Source organism: Paracoccus caeni (assembly GCF_016629665.1).
GTDB classification, from domain to species: domain Bacteria; phylum Pseudomonadota; class Alphaproteobacteria; order Rhodobacterales; family Rhodobacteraceae; genus Paracoccus; species Paracoccus caeni.
On the sequence record NZ_JAEPRQ010000011.1, the window covers coordinates 55,960 to 72,157 of the forward strand.

At 62.0% G+C, this 16,198-nt stretch carries 16 protein-coding genes and 1 tRNA gene; 6 read left to right on the top strand and 11 right to left on the bottom strand.

Going from position 1 to position 16,198, the window contains the following annotated elements; all coding sequences use genetic code 11:
• Nucleotides 1-75: 75 nt before the first annotated feature.
• From JJJ17_RS19030 to JJJ17_RS19070, 9 genes are all read right to left on the bottom strand, one after another.
• Nucleotides 76-264 carry a hypothetical protein gene (locus JJJ17_RS19030; RefSeq protein WP_200689301.1) on the bottom strand — a complete coding sequence of 63 codons (189 nt, stop codon included), beginning with the start codon at nucleotides 262-264 and terminating at the stop codon, nucleotides 76-78.
• A gap of 75 nt (nucleotides 265-339) precedes the next feature.
• Nucleotides 340-804 (bottom strand): PTS sugar transporter subunit IIA, encoded by a 465-nt coding sequence (locus JJJ17_RS19035; RefSeq protein ID WP_200689303.1) that lies wholly within the window; start codon nucleotides 802-804, stop codon nucleotides 340-342.
• An 81-nt stretch (nucleotides 805-885) separates the two neighbouring features.
• Entirely contained in the window at nucleotides 886-1,461 is a 576-nt protein-coding gene (gene hpf, locus JJJ17_RS19040) for a ribosome hibernation-promoting factor, HPF/YfiA family (protein WP_200689369.1), read from the bottom strand.
• Between the two features lie 268 nt (nucleotides 1,462-1,729).
• Nucleotides 1,730-2,479: an LPS export ABC transporter ATP-binding protein gene (lptB, locus tag JJJ17_RS19045; RefSeq protein WP_200689305.1), complete on the bottom strand. Its 750-nt coding sequence runs from the start codon at nucleotides 2,477-2,479 to the stop codon at nucleotides 1,730-1,732.
• A complete protein-coding gene (gene lptA, locus JJJ17_RS19050) occupies nucleotides 2,479-2,955 on the bottom strand; it encodes a lipopolysaccharide transport periplasmic protein LptA (RefSeq protein WP_200689307.1) in 477 nt (158 codons plus the stop codon). The genes lptB and lptA overlap by 1 nt, the downstream gene beginning before the upstream one ends.
• Nucleotides 2,956-2,999: 44 nt before the next feature.
• Nucleotides 3,000-3,581, bottom strand: a complete 582-nt coding sequence (locus JJJ17_RS19055) for a hypothetical protein (RefSeq protein WP_200689309.1) — start codon at nucleotides 3,579-3,581, stop codon at nucleotides 3,000-3,002.
• A 3-nt stretch (nucleotides 3,582-3,584) separates the two neighbouring features.
• Nucleotides 3,585-4,529, bottom strand: a complete 945-nt coding sequence (locus JJJ17_RS19060; protein WP_200689311.1) for a KpsF/GutQ family sugar-phosphate isomerase — start codon at nucleotides 4,527-4,529, stop codon at nucleotides 3,585-3,587.
• A 9-nt stretch (nucleotides 4,530-4,538) separates the two neighbouring features.
• A complete protein-coding gene (locus JJJ17_RS19065; protein WP_200689313.1) occupies nucleotides 4,539-5,153 on the bottom strand; it encodes a ribonuclease D in 615 nt (204 codons plus the stop codon).
• Nucleotides 5,154-5,292: 139 nt separating this feature from the next.
• Nucleotides 5,293-5,377, bottom strand: a tRNA-Leu gene (locus JJJ17_RS19070).
• A gap of 197 nt (nucleotides 5,378-5,574) precedes the next feature.
• On the opposite strand from JJJ17_RS19070, the gene JJJ17_RS19075 reads away from it, so the two are divergent.
• The 6 genes from JJJ17_RS19075 (at nucleotide 5,575) to gltB (ending at nucleotide 15,083) form a co-directional block, all read left to right on the top strand.
• Nucleotides 5,575-6,558 (top strand): complex I NDUFA9 subunit family protein, encoded by a 984-nt coding sequence (locus JJJ17_RS19075; RefSeq protein WP_200689314.1) that lies wholly within the window; start codon nucleotides 5,575-5,577, stop codon nucleotides 6,556-6,558.
• Entirely contained in the window at nucleotides 6,558-7,361 is an 804-nt protein-coding gene (locus JJJ17_RS19080) for an undecaprenyl-diphosphate phosphatase (protein ID WP_200689316.1), read from the top strand. The genes JJJ17_RS19075 and JJJ17_RS19080 overlap by 1 nt, the downstream gene beginning before the upstream one ends.
• A 150-nt stretch (nucleotides 7,362-7,511) precedes the next feature.
• A complete protein-coding gene (locus JJJ17_RS19085; protein ID WP_200689318.1) occupies nucleotides 7,512-8,999 on the top strand; it encodes an NAD(P)-dependent oxidoreductase in 1,488 nt (495 codons plus the stop codon).
• Between the two features lie 64 nt (nucleotides 9,000-9,063).
• Nucleotides 9,064-9,834 (top strand): hypothetical protein, encoded by a 771-nt coding sequence (locus tag JJJ17_RS19090; RefSeq protein ID WP_200689320.1) that lies wholly within the window; start codon nucleotides 9,064-9,066, stop codon nucleotides 9,832-9,834.
• On the top strand, nucleotides 9,824-10,537 hold the full coding sequence (locus tag JJJ17_RS19095; protein WP_200689322.1) for a DUF4328 domain-containing protein: 714 nt from the start codon (nucleotides 9,824-9,826) through the stop codon (nucleotides 10,535-10,537). Before JJJ17_RS19090 ends, JJJ17_RS19095 begins: the two co-directional genes overlap by 11 nt.
• The gene (gene gltB, locus JJJ17_RS19100) at nucleotides 10,530-15,083 is read left to right on the top strand and encodes a glutamate synthase large subunit (protein ID WP_200689324.1); all 4,554 of its coding nucleotides are present in this window, start codon (nucleotides 10,530-10,532) and stop codon (nucleotides 15,081-15,083) included. Before JJJ17_RS19095 ends, gltB begins: the two co-directional genes overlap by 8 nt.
• A 113-nt stretch (nucleotides 15,084-15,196) precedes the next feature.
• On the opposite strand, the gene JJJ17_RS19105 is transcribed toward gltB, so the two are convergent.
• Nucleotides 15,197-15,637, bottom strand: coding sequence for a DoxX family protein (locus JJJ17_RS19105; protein ID WP_200689325.1), 441 nt, complete (start codon nucleotides 15,635-15,637; stop codon nucleotides 15,197-15,199).
• A 93-nt stretch (nucleotides 15,638-15,730) separates the two neighbouring features.
• Nucleotides 15,731-16,045: a hypothetical protein gene (locus JJJ17_RS19110; RefSeq protein WP_200689327.1), complete on the bottom strand. Its 315-nt coding sequence runs from the start codon at nucleotides 16,043-16,045 to the stop codon at nucleotides 15,731-15,733.
• Nucleotides 16,046-16,198: the final 153 nt, after the last annotated feature.

Sequence of the window (16,198 nt, forward strand, 5' to 3'; positions counted from 1 at the left end):
CGGCTGAATGGGTCAAAAGCCACGGTGCCTCAAGGCACCGCGGCTTCCATGATCAATATGTTCCGTGAGCAGCCGTCAGACCGTATGGCCGCGTTCGATGCGGCTGTATTCCGTCACCTTGCGATTTTCGTCGCTGCGGGTCTGGGGCCGTGAATGCAGTGCGGCAACCGACGGATGCACGCCCGATTCACGTTCTTGCCGGGTGAATTCGCGAAGCCGCGTTCCGCCGCTTTCATGAGTTTTGGATTTGTCTGCCTTACTCATGTCCGACTCTCCTTATGGTTGGTCGAAACCCCAATATAGGACCGAATCGGTTCCAACCCAAGACAAAGGGGCGTCTCAGGCAGCCTTTATGCCCTGCGCCGCCGACAGGACGGCGTGAAGGGTCGCCGGGTCTTCATTCGCCCGCAGCTTCGTGCGCAGATCGGATTCGCGCAGCGTCCGCGAGACAAGGGCCAATGCTTTCAGATGATCGACGCCGCTGGATTCCGGGGCCAGCAGGGCGAAAACCAGATCGACGGGCTGACGATCGACAGCGTCGAAATCCAGCGGTTTCTCAAGCCGGATGAACAGGCCGACGACCTTGTCCAGACCGTGCAGACGCGCATGCGGCAATGCAACGCCCTGCCCCACGCCTGTCGGGCCAAGGCTTTCACGCTCTTGCAGGGCATCCAGCACCTCGGCGGCGTTCAGGCCGTATTCGCTTTGCGCCAGCTCGGCAATTTCCTGAAACAGCCGCTTCTTTGACGTCACCTGAGCCAAAGAGCGTACTGCGCCCGGTTTAAGGATCTCGCTGAGTTGCATTGTATTGTGTCTTTCCCAATCTGGACGCCCCCGCGCGACATGGCGGGGGCGAATCAGTTTCAGGCGTCATCTGCGGTGCATTCAGCTGTTACCGCGTGGATCGATCCAGCCCACATTGCCGTCATCGCGGCGGTGGACGACATTGACGCCGCCATGTTTCTCATTCCGGAACACCAACAACGGCACCCCGGCCAATTCCATCTGCATCACGGCATCTCCGACCGAAAGGGTCGGCACCCGTGCTTCCATTTCCGCGATGATGATGGGCTCGGAGCCGCTGCCCTGCGATTCCTCATCATCCTCTTCAGCGGCCAGCACATACATCCCGGCGGCACCGAATTCAACAGGCTCCGAGCGATCCTTCTGATGGTCCTTCAGGCGGCGTTTGTAACGGCGAAGCTGCTTGTCCATCTTTTCGCGACAGGCTTCGAAGGCCGCATAGATTTCATTCGCCGTCGCCCGAGCCTGCACGTTCAGGCCGGTGGACAGATGCACGACGGCATCGCACAGATACTGATGCGCATCTTTGGAAAAGGTCACCGTCGCGTCGGTGGGACGCTGCGAATATTTGCTCAGTGTTTCGCCCAATTCGGTTTCGACATGGGTGCTGAGGGCTTCGCCAACATCAATTTGTTTTCCGCTGATGGTGTAGCGCATCGTATTTCCTCTCCGGTTGCCCGTCTCCGCATGCGCCGACCCGTTAAAGTGCCGGCGCGCGGCGGAAAACGGGGTTGAAGAGACACGGCAAATACCGCGCCTCCATAAGTCAATTTGGTGACAGCAAATCTGTTCTGTCAACAACCACCATAGCGGCTTGGGCGAAAATGACGCATCCGTTCCCCATCGGGGTCGTTTCCGCTACCGGCACGGGCCGAAATCCGCGCGCGCGATGCAGGCGGCGGCATTCACCCCCTTGCGGGCGGAATCACCCCATCTGGAAGCTGTCGCCCAGATAGACCTCGCGGACACGCTTGTCGGCGACGATCTCATCGGTCGAGCCGGACATCAGAACATGCCCGTCATGCAGGATATAGGCCCGATCGACGATGCCCAGTGTCTCGCGGACGTTGTGGTCGGTGATCAGCACGCCGATGCCACGGGTTTTCAGATCGTGGACCAGTTCACGAATCTCACCCACCGCAATCGGATCGACGCCCGCGAAGGGTTCGTCCAGAAGCAGGAAGGCGGGGTTTGAGGCAAGGCAGCGGGCGATCTCGACCCGGCGGCGCTCACCGCCGGACAGCGCAAGGGCGGGCGCGCCGCGCAGATGGCCGATAGAGAAATCGCCCAGCAATTCCTCTAGCCGGTCGCGGCGGTGGCGAGCGTCGTTCAGCGCAACCTCAAGCACGGCCATGATGTTCTGTTCGACCGTCAGGCCGCGAAAGATCGACATTTCCTGTGGCAGATAGCCGATCCCCATCCGGGCGCGGCGGAACATCGGCAGGCGGGTGGCGTCCTGACCATCGATCAGAACCTGACCGGCATCGGGCGGCACCAGCCCGGCGATGCAATAGAAGCAGGTGGTTTTGCCTGACCCGTTCGGACCCAACAGCGCCACCACCTCGCCGCGCGACAGATCGATCGAGACATCGCGGATCACCGGGCGATTCTTGTAGGATTTGCGCAAGCCGCGGACAGAAAGGCCCTTGTTGCTGACGGGGGGCAGTTGCGGCATCAGTTATTGCCCGGCTGCAGGATCGTGCGCACGCGGCCTTCGACCTGCGCGGTGCCGTCGGTCAGGCTGACGGTCATGCGGTTCCCGGTCAGCACGTTCTGACCCTGGGTCAGCACGACATCGCCGGTCAGCGTGACATTGCCAGATTCGACCTCATAGATCGCCTCGGCAGCCTCTGCGGCGTCTTCGCCCGAGACCAGTGTGACCTTGCCCTTGGCATGAAGCGAACGGATCCGGCTTTGGCCGCTATCGGCATATTCCACGGTCACACTGTCGGCGGCCAGACGCATCTGACCCTGCCCAATCACCACATTGCCGGTAAAGACCGCGCTGCCATCGGCCTGATTGACGGCCAGATTGTCCGCCGCAACCTCGACCGGGGCCGAGGCGTCGGCGCTCATGCCGCCAAAGGCGACCTGCTGTGCCCCCGCCGGGGCGGCCGCAAGGATCAGGGCGGTCAGCAGGGGGCGCAGCATCTGTCTGGTCCTTCCGGGGATCGGGTTGGGAAAAATTTATGCGTTCACGGTTGATATATCAAACGAACGCCGTTCGAAAAGTTCAAGATGGCCGGTGCGTCACCTTCCGCACCCTCATCCGGGGTCAATTCCATCCGACCGGCGGTAAGTTGCCCGAAAGGAGCCTGCGCCTCGACCCCGCTCTCGGCGGCGATGCGCGAGGTCCGGGTGCCGGCCTCGATCCGCTCGGCATCGACGGTCCAGCCGGACGAGGTCTGCATGCGGACGCCGCCACTCAGTTCGATGACGCCATCGGTCATGTCGGCCGCCGGGGCCGTGATATCGGCTTTCAGCCCGTCCGGGCGCTGCCAGTCCAGACGAAGATCGCTGGCGCTGCCGCCTTCGGGGCGGTCATGGGCAGCCTGTCCCGCCTGCAGGTTGAGGCTGGCGCCATCGCTGGTCACACCGGAATATTGAGGCGCGACCACGCGGGGGTCGCGGGCCATGGCCTCGGCATCTACCTCGGCATAGGGGATCTGCGATTCGGTGTCGGATTCGCGCGAGAACAGGAACAGCGTCGATAGCATGACCAGCGCCAGAAGCGGCAACAGGACGCGCAGCCAGCGGACGATGCGGGTTCGGGTCATGGCCTAGACCAGCCCGGCGCGCAGGCAATCGTGGATATGCAGGATACCCGCAGGCTTGCCGTCCTCGACTGCGAAAAGGCAGGTGATCTTGCGGGACTGCATCTCGGCCAGCGCGGCCTCGGCCAGCGCCTCGGGGGCGATCACCTGCGGGTGGCTGGTCATCACCTCGGCGGCATTGTGGTCCAGAAGCCCCTGCATGTGCCGCCGCAAGTCGCCGTCGGTGATGATCCCGACCAGCGCGCCATTGCCGTCCAGCACCCCGGTCACGCCATAGCTTTTGCGGCTGATTTCCAGCAGCGCCTCGGTCATGGGGGTGGTCGCATCGACCAGCGGCATATCGCGGTGCATCAGATCGGCGACCTTCGCCAGACGCGCGCCCAGTTTGCCGCCCGGATGGAAGGTGCGGAAATGTTCCGGGGTGAAGCGGCGATGCTCCATCAGCGCGATGGCCAGCGCATCGCCAAGCGCCAGCGTCATCGTGGTCGAAGTGGTCGGCACGATCCCCGAACCGCAGGCCTCGGGGGCGGCGGGCAGGACCAGCCGCACATCGGATTGCCGGAGCAACGTCGATTCAGGGCGTGACGCGACCCCGATCAACGGGATCTGGAAACGGCGGGTATGGGCGATCAGATCGGCCAGCTCGGGCGTTTCGCCACTGTTTGACAGAACCAGCGCCACATCGGTCTTGGTGACCATGCCCAGATCGCCATGGCTTGCCTCGGCCGGATGGACGAATTGCGCGGGCGTGCCGGTCGAGGCCAGCGTCGCCGCAATCTTGCGGGCGATATGGCCCGACTTGCCCATGCCCGAAACGATCACCCGCCCGGTCGCCGCTAGGATCAGATCGACCGCCTGCTGAAACTCGGGGCCAAGGCCCTCTGCCAGCAGTTCAAGCGCCTGCGCCTCGGTTCGGATCACGCGGCGGGCCGTTTCAAGATAGCTCGTCATGGCGGCAATCTAGTGATGGAAGATGTCGTTTACATCCCCCCACCCCAGCAGGTCCAGATGGGCGCGGGCCGGAAGAAAGTCGAAACAGGCCTGTGCAAGACCCATCCGGTTCTCGCGGCGCAACCTTTCTTCCAGCGCCGCCTTGAGCCGGTGCAAGTGCAGAACGTCCGACGCGGCATATTCAAGCTGCGCATCGGTCAGATCCTCGGCGCCCCAGTCACTGGTCTGCTGCTGCTTGCTGACATCGACGCCGACAAGTTCGCTGAGCAGGTATTTCAGACCGTGCCGGTCGGTATAGGTGCGGATCAGTTTCGAGGCGATCTTGGTACACCAGACCGGCGAGGTCACCACGCCGAACGCATTTTCCAGCGCGGCGATGTCGAAGCGGCCGAAATGGAACAATTTCGTGACCTTGGGATCGGTCAGCATCTTCGTCAGGTTCGGCGCCTCGGTCTGACCACGCTCGATCTGGACCAGATGCGCGGTTCCGTCGCCCGAGGACATCTGCACCAGACACAGCCGGTCGCGGCGCGGGTCCAGGCCCATCGTCTCGGTATCGATGGCCACGACCGGGCCAAGATCGAGGTCTTCGGGAAGATCGTTCTGGTAAAGATGTATGCTCATCGCGCCTGTTCCGTGCGGTATGCCTTTGGTCGTTCTGACCAGAAAGCAGGGTTCTGATCCAGCAAAATATGGCGGGGATGGCCCGACCCGAATGGCAAAAGCGCCGGGAAACGGATCGTTCCCCGGCGCTTTTGATTTATGGTGCCCAGGAGAGGACTCGAACCTCCACGCCTTGCGGCACACGGACCTGAACCGTGCGCGTCTACCAATTCCGCCACCTGGGCAGGTGGTGTGAGCGGGGTGATTAATCGCAGTCGCAGGGGCCGTCAATGGGGGTTTCGGAAAATAATCGGGAAAATCTTCGGCACCCGGAAGCGGTCCCCAAGCCCGTCGCCGCCCCTGTTTCTGTTCACCTTGCCCGCCCCCGGCAGTTTGAGTAATGATCCGTCCAAACCGATGGCACTAACGGAGGCATAGGCACATGGCGAAACTGGTCACGATCTTTGGCGGATCGGGTTTCCTGGGCCGGCAGGTCGCGCGGCAGATGGCCAGCCGTGGCTGGCGCGTCCGCGTCGCCGTGCGCCGCCCCGACGAGGCGCTGTTCACCCGGACCTACGGCGCCGTGGGTCAGGTCGTCCCGGTGCTGTGCAATATCCGTGACGAGGCTTCCGTCCGGCTGGCGATGTCCGATGCCGATGCAGTGGTCAACTGCGTCAACATCCATGGCCGCGAAGGCAAAAGCAATTTCCAGAACGTTTTCGTCGAGGGCGCCGAACATATCGCGCGGCTGTCGAAGGAAATGGGTGTCGCGCAGGTGGTCCATGTCTCGGGCATCGGCGTCGATGCGAGCTCGGACAGCGAATATATCGCGGGCAAAGCCAAGGGCGAGGCTGCGGTGTTAGAGCTGCGCCCGGATGCCGTGGTGCTGCGCCCCTCGGTAATGTTCGGCATCGGCGATCAGTTCTATAACCGCTTCGCCGCCATGGCCCTGCTTGGCCCTGTCATGCCGATCGTCGGCGGCAAAACCAAATTGCAGCCGGTCAGCGTCAATGACGTTGCCTTGGCCGCGGCAAATGCCGCTGAATGCAAGGCCGAGCCGGGCATCTACGAACTTGGCGGCCCTGATGTTCTGACCGTTCGTGAGGTCGTGGCGCAGACTCTGGCCGCGATTGTGCGCCGCCGTCTGGTGGTGAACCTGCCCTTCTGGATCGCCCGCATCGGCTCGGGCGTGTTCGGCGTTGCCAGCATGCTGACCGGCGGCATCGTCAAGAACCCGCTGAACCGGGATCAACTTGCGCTGCTGTCGCAGGACAATGTGGTCGCAGAGGGCGCGAAGAGTTTCGCCGATCTGGGCATCGAGCCGATCGCGGCTGAAATGGTGCTGGACGAATATCTGTGGCGCTTCCGGCCATCCGGTCAGTATGAAGAGATCAAGCGCTCGGCCAAAAACCTGCGCGCACTGTAATGTCTTCAAATACGATTGTTGCGGGTGTCCTTGGCGTCATCGAGGGCCTGACCGAGTTCATTCCGGTTTCATCAACCGGGCATATCCTTCTGGCCGGACATTTCCTCGATTTCGATTCGCCGGGTCGCGCCTTCGAGGTGATGATCCAGCTTGGCGCGGTTCTGGCGGTTCTGGGCGTCTATGCCACACGGATCATCCAGATCCTGCGCGCCGCGCCACATGATCCCGGCGCACGTCGCTTTGTCGCCGCCGTCCTTCTGGCTTTCGCGCCAGCGGTGGTGATCGGGGTGATCGCGCATGACTTCATCAAGACAGTGCTGTTCGAAACGCCGATCCTGATCGCGGTGATGCTGATCGTCGGCGGCTTCATCTTACTATGGGTGGATCGCAACGCCAAAGACCCGGTCTATACCCGGGCCGAGGATTTTCCGCTGTCGATGGCGCTGAAAATCGGCTTCATCCAATGCCTCGCGATGATCCCCGGCGTGTCGCGTTCGGGGGCAACGATTGTTGGCGCGCTGCTTCTTGGGGCAGACAAGCGCTCGGCAGCGGAATTTTCGTTCTTTCTGGCGATGCCGACCATGCTGGGGGCGTTCAGCTACGACCTTTACCAGAATCGTGATATTCTGGACATGGCGGCCATGGGCAATATCGCAGTTGGCTTCGTCGCGGCCTTCATCAGCGCGATTCTGGTGGTGCGCTGGCTGCTTGGTTACGTGTCACAGCACGGTTACGCGTTTTTCGCATGGTGGCGAATCGTCGTCGGAACCCTTGCTTTGCTGGCTATGCTGGCCGGTATGTAACAAATGCTGACCTATTTTTGCCCGGATGAACGTGATTTTTTGGTGATGAAGCCATAAATCTCGCATTTAGGTAAGCATTGCTGACTTTTCTTTACGGATCCCCTGCATTATTGAGGCTTGTGGAGATCTGGAAGGGAAGGTTGCGCAGCAATGGCCACGCAGAAGATGTTGAAATTCGTCTCGACCCCCCGCGAGATGCCCGAAAAGCGAAGCGCGTCAGAGCGGGCCGAGGACTTCCACGAGATCTATCGCGAATTCGCGGCGGTGAAGGCCGCCGAACAGGCAAGCCGTTGCAGCCAATGCGGCGTGCCCTATTGTCAGTCGCATTGCCCGCTGCACAACAATATCCCCGACTGGCTGCGGCTGACCGCCGAAGGCCGTCTGGAAGAGGCGTATCGCGTCAGTCAGGCCACCAATACCTTCCCGGAAATCTGTGGCCGCATCTGCCCGCAGGACCGTCTGTGCGAAGGCAACTGCGTGATCGAGCAGTCGGGGCATGGCACCGTCACCATCGGCTCGATCGAGAAATACATCACCGATACGGCGTGGGAAAACGGCTGGATCCAGCCGTCGGCCCCGCTGCAGGAACGCGCCGAAAGCATCGGCATCATCGGCGCGGGTCCGGGCGGGCTGGCGGCGGCAGACCTGCTGCGCAGGCAGGGATTTCAGGTCACGATCTACGACCGCTATGACCGCGCGGGCGGGCTGCTGACCTATGGCATCCCCGGCTTCAAGCTGGAAAAAGACGTGGTCATGCGCCGCAACAAGCTGCTGGAAGACAGCGGTGTGAAGTTCGTGCTGAACTGCAATGTTGGCGAGGATCTTTCCTTCAAGGAAATCCGCGAACAGCATGATGCGGTGCTGATCGCGACGGGCGTTTACAAGACCCGCGATCTGGACATCGACAACGCGAATGCCGGTGGCGTCGTGCGGGCCATCGATTATCTGACCGCCTCGAACAAGGTCGATTTCGGCGATACCGTCCCCGATTTCGAGGATGGCGAACTGAATGCGGCGGGCAAGCGCGTCATCGTCATCGGTGGCGGCGACACCGCCATGGACTGCGTCCGCACCGCCATCCGGCAGGGTGCGGAATCGGTGAAATGCCTCTATCGCCGCGACCGTGCCAATATGCCCGGCTCGCAGCGCGAAGTGCAGAATGCCGAGGAAGAGGGCGTCGATTTCGTCTGGATGTCGGCCCCCGGTTCGTTCAGCGGGCATGTGACCGGCATTGCCGCAGAGGCGCAAGAGGTTGATGTGGATGGGGTTTCCGTCCGGATCGCCAATGTCCGCATCCAGAAGATGCGGCTGGGCGCGCCGGATGTGTCGGGCCGTCAGTCGCCGGAACTGATCGAGGGCGCGGATTACGACGAGCCCGCCGAACTGGTCATCAAGGCCCTTGGCTTCGAGCCCGAGGATCTGCCGAAACTGTGGGGTGTCGATGGGCTGGAAGTGACCCGTTGGGGCACCATCAAGGCGGATTTCCAGACGCACCAGACCTCGTTGCCGGGTGTCTATGCGGTGGGCGATATCGTGCGGGGAGCCAGCCTTGTTGTCTGGGCGATCCGTGATGGTCGCGAGGCCGCCGAAGCGATTGCGAATTACCTGTCGGGCAGCGCTCGCGTTGCCGCTGAATGAGGGCGCTCCAATGATGCACAAGGCAAGCACTGAACGTACACAGCCTGTACACCGGCAACGCACGGTGGGTGTTGCGCGCGCAATCGCCGCGACGCCTGACAGGTCAGGCTGGCTGACGCTTCTGGCAGGGGCCGGGCTGGCTGCGGCGGCGCTGCTGTTGCCGGGCGCGGTCAAGGCGGGTGAATTTTCGCCGCCTCAAGGCTGCACGCTGAATGTGACGGTGCAGAACCGGGGCTGCTCGGTCAGTCAGCATTACGTCTGCTCGGGCGACACCCAAGGCGACATGCGGACGGCGATCTTTGGCAAGGACGGCCTGCGCTATCAGTCGCGGATCGATGCCGAGACGCGCTGGATGGAAAGCATCAACACCATCAACGGCATTCAGGACCGGCTGGTCGAGAATTCCAAGGATCATGCCAGCTTCAGCACGCTGGAAGAAACCGGCTATGACGATTTCGACTTCTGGACGGAATCCAGCACCGGCGAGCGGCTGCGCAATATCGGCTTTGACAAGCTGACCGGCGAGAAGACGACCATTGACGGCGTCGAGCTGGAACAGACGCGATTCCATCTGAAGACCTTCAACGCCAATGGCGATCTGCTGATCGAACGCAGCGGCAACCAGTTCATCAGCCGCGAAATGGGCCGCTTTCTTGGCGGCACCGAAAGCATGGCCGACTGGACCGGCGAGAAGTTCGAAAGCGATGACAGCCCGGTTCTGTTCGCCTTTCCCGGCGAGGACGGCTTTGGCGAGACCGTGCCGCAGTTCGATTGCGACGAGATGATGGCGCGGTTCGAGCGCCTCTCGCCCGAGGTGCAGGCAGATGCAGGATAGGCAGCCACTTCATCTGACGCCGCTGGGCGGCCTGCAGCGGTGGATATCAAGGGCCTTGATCGCGGCGGCAGTCTGCGAGGTCGGATATCTGTATATATCCTTGCGCCTCGCGCGCTTCGTAGATGAGAGAGATTCGGGTGCGTTTGCAGAAGAAGTCTCGCTTCAGCGTGCAGACGATCTGGACAACACCGTGAACGTCGTCGGGCTGTCCTATATCGCGGTCTATGTCTCCGCCTTCATATTAAGTGGGTTCTGGATCTATCGCGCGGCAAGGAACGCGGCGATCATTGCGCCCCGTCGCGACCGCATCTCTCCGGGCTGGGCTGTGGGCTGGCACTTCATACCCATCGCGAATCTCTTCAAGCCGTATCAGGCGATACGCGAAGTTTATAACAGCTCGATTTCGCCGGACCGTCCGATCGACACCCCGCTGCCGAAGCTGTTCATCATCTGGTGGCTGGCATTTCTTAGCAGCAACGGTCTGGGAACCCTGTCTGGCGAGATTGCGAGCAGTGGGTCCGCGCGCGCGTTCAGCAACGCTTTAATTGTCGATGTTGTCATGTTCCCCATCGCTCTGATCGCCTTGTGGCTGTGGCACACCATCGTTCTTGCGATCTCGAACGCACAAGATCGCGGCATCACACCAATTCCTGAAATCTCATCAACCAACCCAGGCTCACCCCAAGGAGGCATCAATGGCTGAATTTGACGAAAAATGGCTCGTCTCCGAGACCGCGAAGCGGGAATGGATGGCCGAAAACAGCCTTTACCGCGAAGAGGATGAACATTCCTCCTGCGGCGTGGGTCTTGTTGTGTCGGTCGAGGGCAAGGCCAGCCGCAAGGTGGTGCAGGCGGGCATCGATGCGCTGAAGGCGATCTGGCACCGCGGCGCGGTCGATGCCGATGGCAAGACCGGCGATGGCGCGGGCATCCATGTGCAGATCCCGGTTCCCTTCTTCCATGACCAGATCCGCCGCACGGGTCACGAGCCCGATCCCGCGAAGATGATCGCCGTCGGTCAGGTCTTCCTGCCGCGGACCAACTTTGCCCAGCAGGAAACCTGCCGGACCATCGTGGAATCCGAAGTGCTGCGGATGGGCCATTACATCTATGGCTGGCGGCATGTGCCGGTGAACACCGCCGTTCTGGGCGAAAAGGCCAATGCCACCCGCCCCGAGATCGAACAGATCCTGATCCGCTGCGAAAAGGACATCGATCATATCCAGTTCGAACGCGAGCTGTATATCATCCGCCGCCGGATCGAGCGGGCGGCCGTTGCCGCACAGGTGCAGCAGCTTTACTTCTCGTCGCTGTCCTGCCGGTCGATCATCTACAAGGGGATGATGCTGGCCGAACAGGTGGCCGAGTTCTATCCGGACCTGAAGGATGAGCGGTTCGAAAGCGCCTTCGCGATCTATCACCAGCGCTATTCCACCAACACCTTCCCGCAATGGTGGCTGGCCCAGCCGTTCCGCATGCTGGCCCATAACGGCGAAATCAACACGCTGAAGGGCAACCTCAACTGGCTGAAAAGCCACGAGATCCGCATGGCCTCCAGCGCGTTCGGCGACATGGCCGAGGATATCAAGCCGATCGTGCCTGCCGGATCGTCGGACTCGGCGGCTTTGGATGCGGTGTTCGAGGTGATGGTCCGCTCGGGGCGGAATGCGCCGATGACCAAGACGATGCTGGTCCCCGAGGCGTGGTCGAATGCCACCACCGACATGCCGAAGGCGTGGCGGGACATGTATTCCTATTGCAACGCCGTGATGGAGCCGTGGGACGGTCCTGCCGCTTTGGCGATGACCGATGGCCGTTGGGTTTGCGGCGGTCTGGACCGTAACGGGCTGCGCCCGATGCGCTATGTCGTCACCGGCGACAAGCTGCTGATCGCGGGGTCCGAGGTCGGCATGGTTCCGGTCAACGAATCCAATGTCGTCGAAAAGGGCGCGCTTGGGCCGGGGCAGATGATCGCGGTCGATATGTGGGACGGCAAGCTGTACCACGACAGCGAAATCAAGGACAAACTGGCCTCCAGCCAGCCCTATGACGAATGGGTCGGCAAGATCGTGCATCTGTCGCCGGGCCTGAACGATCTGCCCGAAAACGCCCATTTCAACGGCGAAGAGCTGCGCCGCCGTCAATCGGCTGCCGGTTATACGCTGGAGGAACTGGAACACGTCCTGTCGCCGATGGCCGAAGATGGCAAGGAATCGATCGCCTCGATGGGCGACGATACCCCGCCTGCGGTTCTGTCGAACCAGTATCGCCCGCTGAGCCACTTCTTCCGCCAGAACTTTTCTCAGGTGACGAACCCGCCCATCGACAGCCTGCGCGAAACGCGGGTGATGTCGCTGAAGACGCGGTTCGGCAACCTCAAGAACGTGCTGGATGAAAGCAGCGCCCAGACCGAGATCCTGATGCTGGAAACCCCGTTCATGGCGAATGCGGAATTCGGCGAGATGATCGGCATGTTCGGCGAGGCGGTGACCTATATCGACTGCACCTTCCCGGCCAATGGCGGGGCCGAGGCGCTGGCCGAAAGCCTTGCCCGGATCCGGGCCGAGGCCGAGGATGCCGTGCGTTCGGGTGCCGGGCATCTGGCGCTGACGGATGAGCATCAGGGCCCCGATAAGGTCGGCGTGCCGATGATCCTTGCCACCAGTGCTGTGCATAGCTGGCTGACGCGCAAGGGGCTGCGGACCTTCTGTTCGATCAACGTGCGTTCGGCGGAATGTATCGATCCGCATTACTTCGCGGTGCTGATCGGCAGTGGTGCGACCACGGTGAACCCCTATCTGGCCCAAGATTCGATTCAGGACCGGATCGATCGAGGCCTGCTGACCGGCTCGCTGGTCGATAACATGCGCCGCTATCGCGATGCGGTGGATGCCGGTTTGCTGAAGATTATGGCGAAGATGGGGATTTCGGTCCTGTCGTCCTATCGCGGCGGTCTGAACTTCGAGGCCGTGGGTCTGTCCCGCGCGATGGTGGCCGAATATTTCCCCGGCATGCAAAGCCGTATCTCGGGGATCGGTCTGCACGGGCTTCAGGCCAAGGTCGAGGAACTGCACCGCAAGGCCTATCAGGCGGGCGATGCGGGCAATGTCGAATTGCTGCCGGTCGGCGGCTTCTACAAGCTGCGCCGCTCGGGCGAAAAACACGCCTGGGAAGCCAATACGATGAAGATGTTGCAGATGGCCTGCGACAAGGCGTCCTATGATCTGTGGAAGCAATACAGCAAGACCATGCGGGCCAACCCGCCGATCCATATCCGCGATCTCCTGGACATCAAGCCCTTGGGCAAGCCGGTGCCGATCGAGGAAGTGGAAAGCATCACCTCGATCCGCAAGCGCTTTGTGACGCCGGGGATGTCGCTTGGGGCGCTGTCGCCCGAGGCGCATATGACGCTGAACATCGCCATGAACCGCATCGGCGCGAAATCCGACAGCGGCGAGGGCGGCGAGGATCCGGCTCACAGCCATCCTCTGCCGAATGGCGACAATCCTTGCGCCAAGATCAAGCAGGTGGCCTCGGGCCGGTTCGGCGTCACCGCCGAATATCTGAACGCCTGCGAAGAGCTGGAGATCAAGGTGGCGCAGGGCGCGAAGCCCGGCGAGGGCGGGCAATTGCCCGGCATGAAGGTGACTTCGCTGATCGCGCGGCTGCGGCATTCGACGCCGGGCGTCACGCTGATCAGCCCGCCGCCGCACCACGATATCTACTCGATCGAGGATCTGGCGCAGCTTATCTATGACCTGAAGCAGATCAACCCGCGCGCCAAGATCACGGTGAAGCTGGTCGCCGGCTCCGGCGTCGGCACCATCGCGGCGGGCGTGGCCAAGGCCAAGGCCGATATCATCCTGATCTCGGGCCATAACGGCGGCACCGGGGCATCGCCCGCGACCTCGATCAAATTCGCGGGCCTGCCGTGGGAAATGGGCCTGACCGAGGCGCATCAGGTTCTGGCGATGAACCGCCTGCGCGAACGGGTGACCTTGCGCACCGATGGCGGGCTGCGCACCGGCCGCGACATCGTCATGGCGGCGATGATGGGGGCCGAGGAATACGGCATCGGCACCGCCGCGCTGATCGCGATGGGCTGCATCATGGTGCGTCAGTGCCAGTCGAACACCTGCCCGGTCGGCGTCTGCACGCAGGACGAACGCCTGCGCGCGATGTTCACCGGCAGCGCCGACAAGGTGGTCAACCTGATCACCTTCTACGCGCAGGAGGTTCGCGAGATCCTTGCCAATATCGGGGCGCGCAGCCTTGATGAGGTGATCGGTCGCGCCGATCTGCTGACGCAGGTCAGCCGCGGTGCCGCGCATCTGGACGATCTGGACCTGAACCCGCTGCTGATCACCGTCGATGGCTGGGACAAGATCGTCTATGACCGCTCGAAACCGCGCAATGCCGTGCTGGAGACGCTGGACAGCGAAATCGTCAAGGACGCCGCCCGCTTCTTCGAGGATGGCGAGAAGATGCAACTGTCCTATGCCGTCCGCAACACGCTGCGGACCATCGGCACGCGCACCTCTTCGCTGATCGTGCAGAAATTCGGGATGCGGAACAATCTGCAACCGGATCACCTGACGATCCGTCTGACCGGCAGCGCGGGTCAGGCGCTTGGCGCCTTTGCCGCGCCGGGGCTGAAGCTGGAAGTGTCGGGCGATGCCAACGACTATGTGGGCAAGGGTCTGTCGGGCGGCACCATCGTCGTGCGCCCGCCGATGTCCAGCCCGCTGGTCGCGGCGGACAACACCATCATCGGCAACACCGTGCTTTACGGCGCAACCGACGGCTACCTGTTCGCCGCCGGTCGCGCGGGCGAGCGGTTCGCGGTCCGCAATTCGGGTGCGAATGTGGTGATCGAAGGCTGCGGCACCAATGGTTGCGAATACATGACCGGCGGCGTCGCGGTGATCCTTGGCCGGATCGGCACCAACTTCGGTGCGGGGATGACCGGCGGGATGGCCTATCTCTATGACCCGGAAGGTGTCGCCCGCGACTACATCAACGATGAGACGCTGGTGATGTGCCCGGTCACGCAGGAGCATTGGGAAAACCAGTTGAAAACGCTGGTCGAACGGCACCTGAAGGAAACCGGGTCACGCCGGGCCGAAGAGATTTTGCAGGATTGGGACTATCAAAAGACCCTGTTCCTGCAGATCTGCCCGAAAGAGATGCTGTCGCGGCTGTCCCATCCCATCATGGCGGTCGAGGACATGGCAGTGCCCGCCGAATAAGGCAGGCAACTCGCCCTAATGAAAGCAGAACGCGGCCCTTTGCGGGGCCGCGTTTTTCTTTGGCTCGGGATGGAAAGGGGCGCGCCCATCGCGGGCCGCCCCGTTACCCTCGATCAGATTTCCTTGCCGATGGCGCGATCGACCGAATAGCGGCCACCGCCATGAGCGACGAAATACAGGGTCACGCCGACCCAGATCAGCGACAGTTCCGAGCCGGAATAGCCCTGACCCAGCTTAACCCAGTGAAAATAGACCGTGATCAGCAGCACGAAAGATGCGGCCAGTGCGGCCGGACGGGTCAGCAGGCCGATCAGCAGCAGCAGGCCGCCAAAGAACTCGGTCGCGGCCAGAGCGGGCGAGAACAGCCAGCCCGGATAGAAGCCAAGCCCCTGCACCATATCGATATTGCCCATCGGTGCCTGAATTTTCGGCCAGCCATGGACCATCAGAGCGATCCCGGCGATGGCGCGCATATACAGCACGGTAAAAGGCGCAATCGCGTCATAGAGCGATTGCAGACGGGGGCGGGCGGTGGTGGTGGTTTGATAGCTCATATTAGTCTCCAATGCGTTGCGTCCGTCTTCTGCGGCGCAAGTAATAGCCTGTTTTGGCCCAGAAAAACGGGCCGGTATCGAACGGATAATCGATCAGGCGGCGCGTGGAGGCGGTAACGGCACCAAGGGCTGAGACACGGCCGACGAAATCCGCTGAATCGCGAACGAAAGGGGCCGGGCGGCCACTTCGATTGGCACGACCGCGTTTTGCGGCAATGTCAGATCGATGCAGGAGGAACCGGCCTTCTGTGCGGGGTCGGCTTGCGCAGCAGGAACCGCGACGGCATAGCACATGTCCGCCACCTGCAATTGCGAGCTACAGGTCGATCCGGCAAAGCTTTGCCCAGCCGTCGAGACGGTCATGGTCACGAACGCGACCATCATCATCAGGATCAGGGTCAGCCTCATCGGCGATCGACACCATTTGAATAACGCATAAGTGGGGCGCTTATGCATTGCGTTTCCGTCAAAACGCAAGTGTTTCGGCGGCGCGGTAACAAGATTGGTATCCGCAGTTGATGCACGGGAAACGCAGCCACCGGCGCGGTTCGGGGTCGAAAC

What these genes read in the sequence shown, in the direction of transcription:
- JJJ17_RS19030 (WP_200689301.1), bottom strand. Translation starts at nt 264, where the DNA reads ATGAGTAAGGCAGACAAATCCAAAACTCATGAAAGCGGCGGAACGCGG.
- JJJ17_RS19035 (WP_200689303.1), bottom strand. Translation starts at nt 804, where the DNA reads ATGCAACTCAGCGAGATCCTTAAACCGGGCGCAGTACGCTCTTTGGCT.
- hpf (WP_200689369.1), bottom strand. Translation starts at nt 1,461, where the DNA reads ATGCGCTACACCATCAGCGGAAAACAAATTGATGTTGGCGAAGCCCTC.
- lptB (WP_200689305.1), bottom strand. Translation starts at nt 2,479, where the DNA reads ATGCCGCAACTGCCCCCCGTCAGCAACAAGGGCCTTTCTGTCCGCGGC.
- lptA (WP_200689307.1), bottom strand. Translation starts at nt 2,955, where the DNA reads ATGCTGCGCCCCCTGCTGACCGCCCTGATCCTTGCGGCCGCCCCGGCG.
- JJJ17_RS19055 (WP_200689309.1), bottom strand. Translation starts at nt 3,581, where the DNA reads ATGACCCGAACCCGCATCGTCCGCTGGCTGCGCGTCCTGTTGCCGCTT.
- JJJ17_RS19060 (WP_200689311.1), bottom strand. Translation starts at nt 4,529, where the DNA reads ATGACGAGCTATCTTGAAACGGCCCGCCGCGTGATCCGAACCGAGGCG.
- JJJ17_RS19065 (WP_200689313.1), bottom strand. Translation starts at nt 5,153, where the DNA reads ATGAGCATACATCTTTACCAGAACGATCTTCCCGAAGACCTCGATCTT.
- JJJ17_RS19075 (WP_200689314.1), top strand. Translation starts at nt 5,575, where the DNA reads ATGGCGAAACTGGTCACGATCTTTGGCGGATCGGGTTTCCTGGGCCGG.
- JJJ17_RS19080 (WP_200689316.1), top strand. Translation starts at nt 6,558, where the DNA reads ATGTCTTCAAATACGATTGTTGCGGGTGTCCTTGGCGTCATCGAGGGC.
- JJJ17_RS19085 (WP_200689318.1), top strand. Translation starts at nt 7,512, where the DNA reads ATGGCCACGCAGAAGATGTTGAAATTCGTCTCGACCCCCCGCGAGATG.
- JJJ17_RS19095 (WP_200689322.1), top strand. Translation starts at nt 9,824, where the DNA reads ATGCAGGATAGGCAGCCACTTCATCTGACGCCGCTGGGCGGCCTGCAG.
- gltB (WP_200689324.1), top strand. Translation starts at nt 10,530, where the DNA reads ATGGCTGAATTTGACGAAAAATGGCTCGTCTCCGAGACCGCGAAGCGG.
- JJJ17_RS19105 (WP_200689325.1), bottom strand. Translation starts at nt 15,637, where the DNA reads ATGAGCTATCAAACCACCACCACCGCCCGCCCCCGTCTGCAATCGCTC.
- JJJ17_RS19110 (WP_200689327.1), bottom strand. Translation starts at nt 16,045, where the DNA reads ATGAGGCTGACCCTGATCCTGATGATGATGGTCGCGTTCGTGACCATG.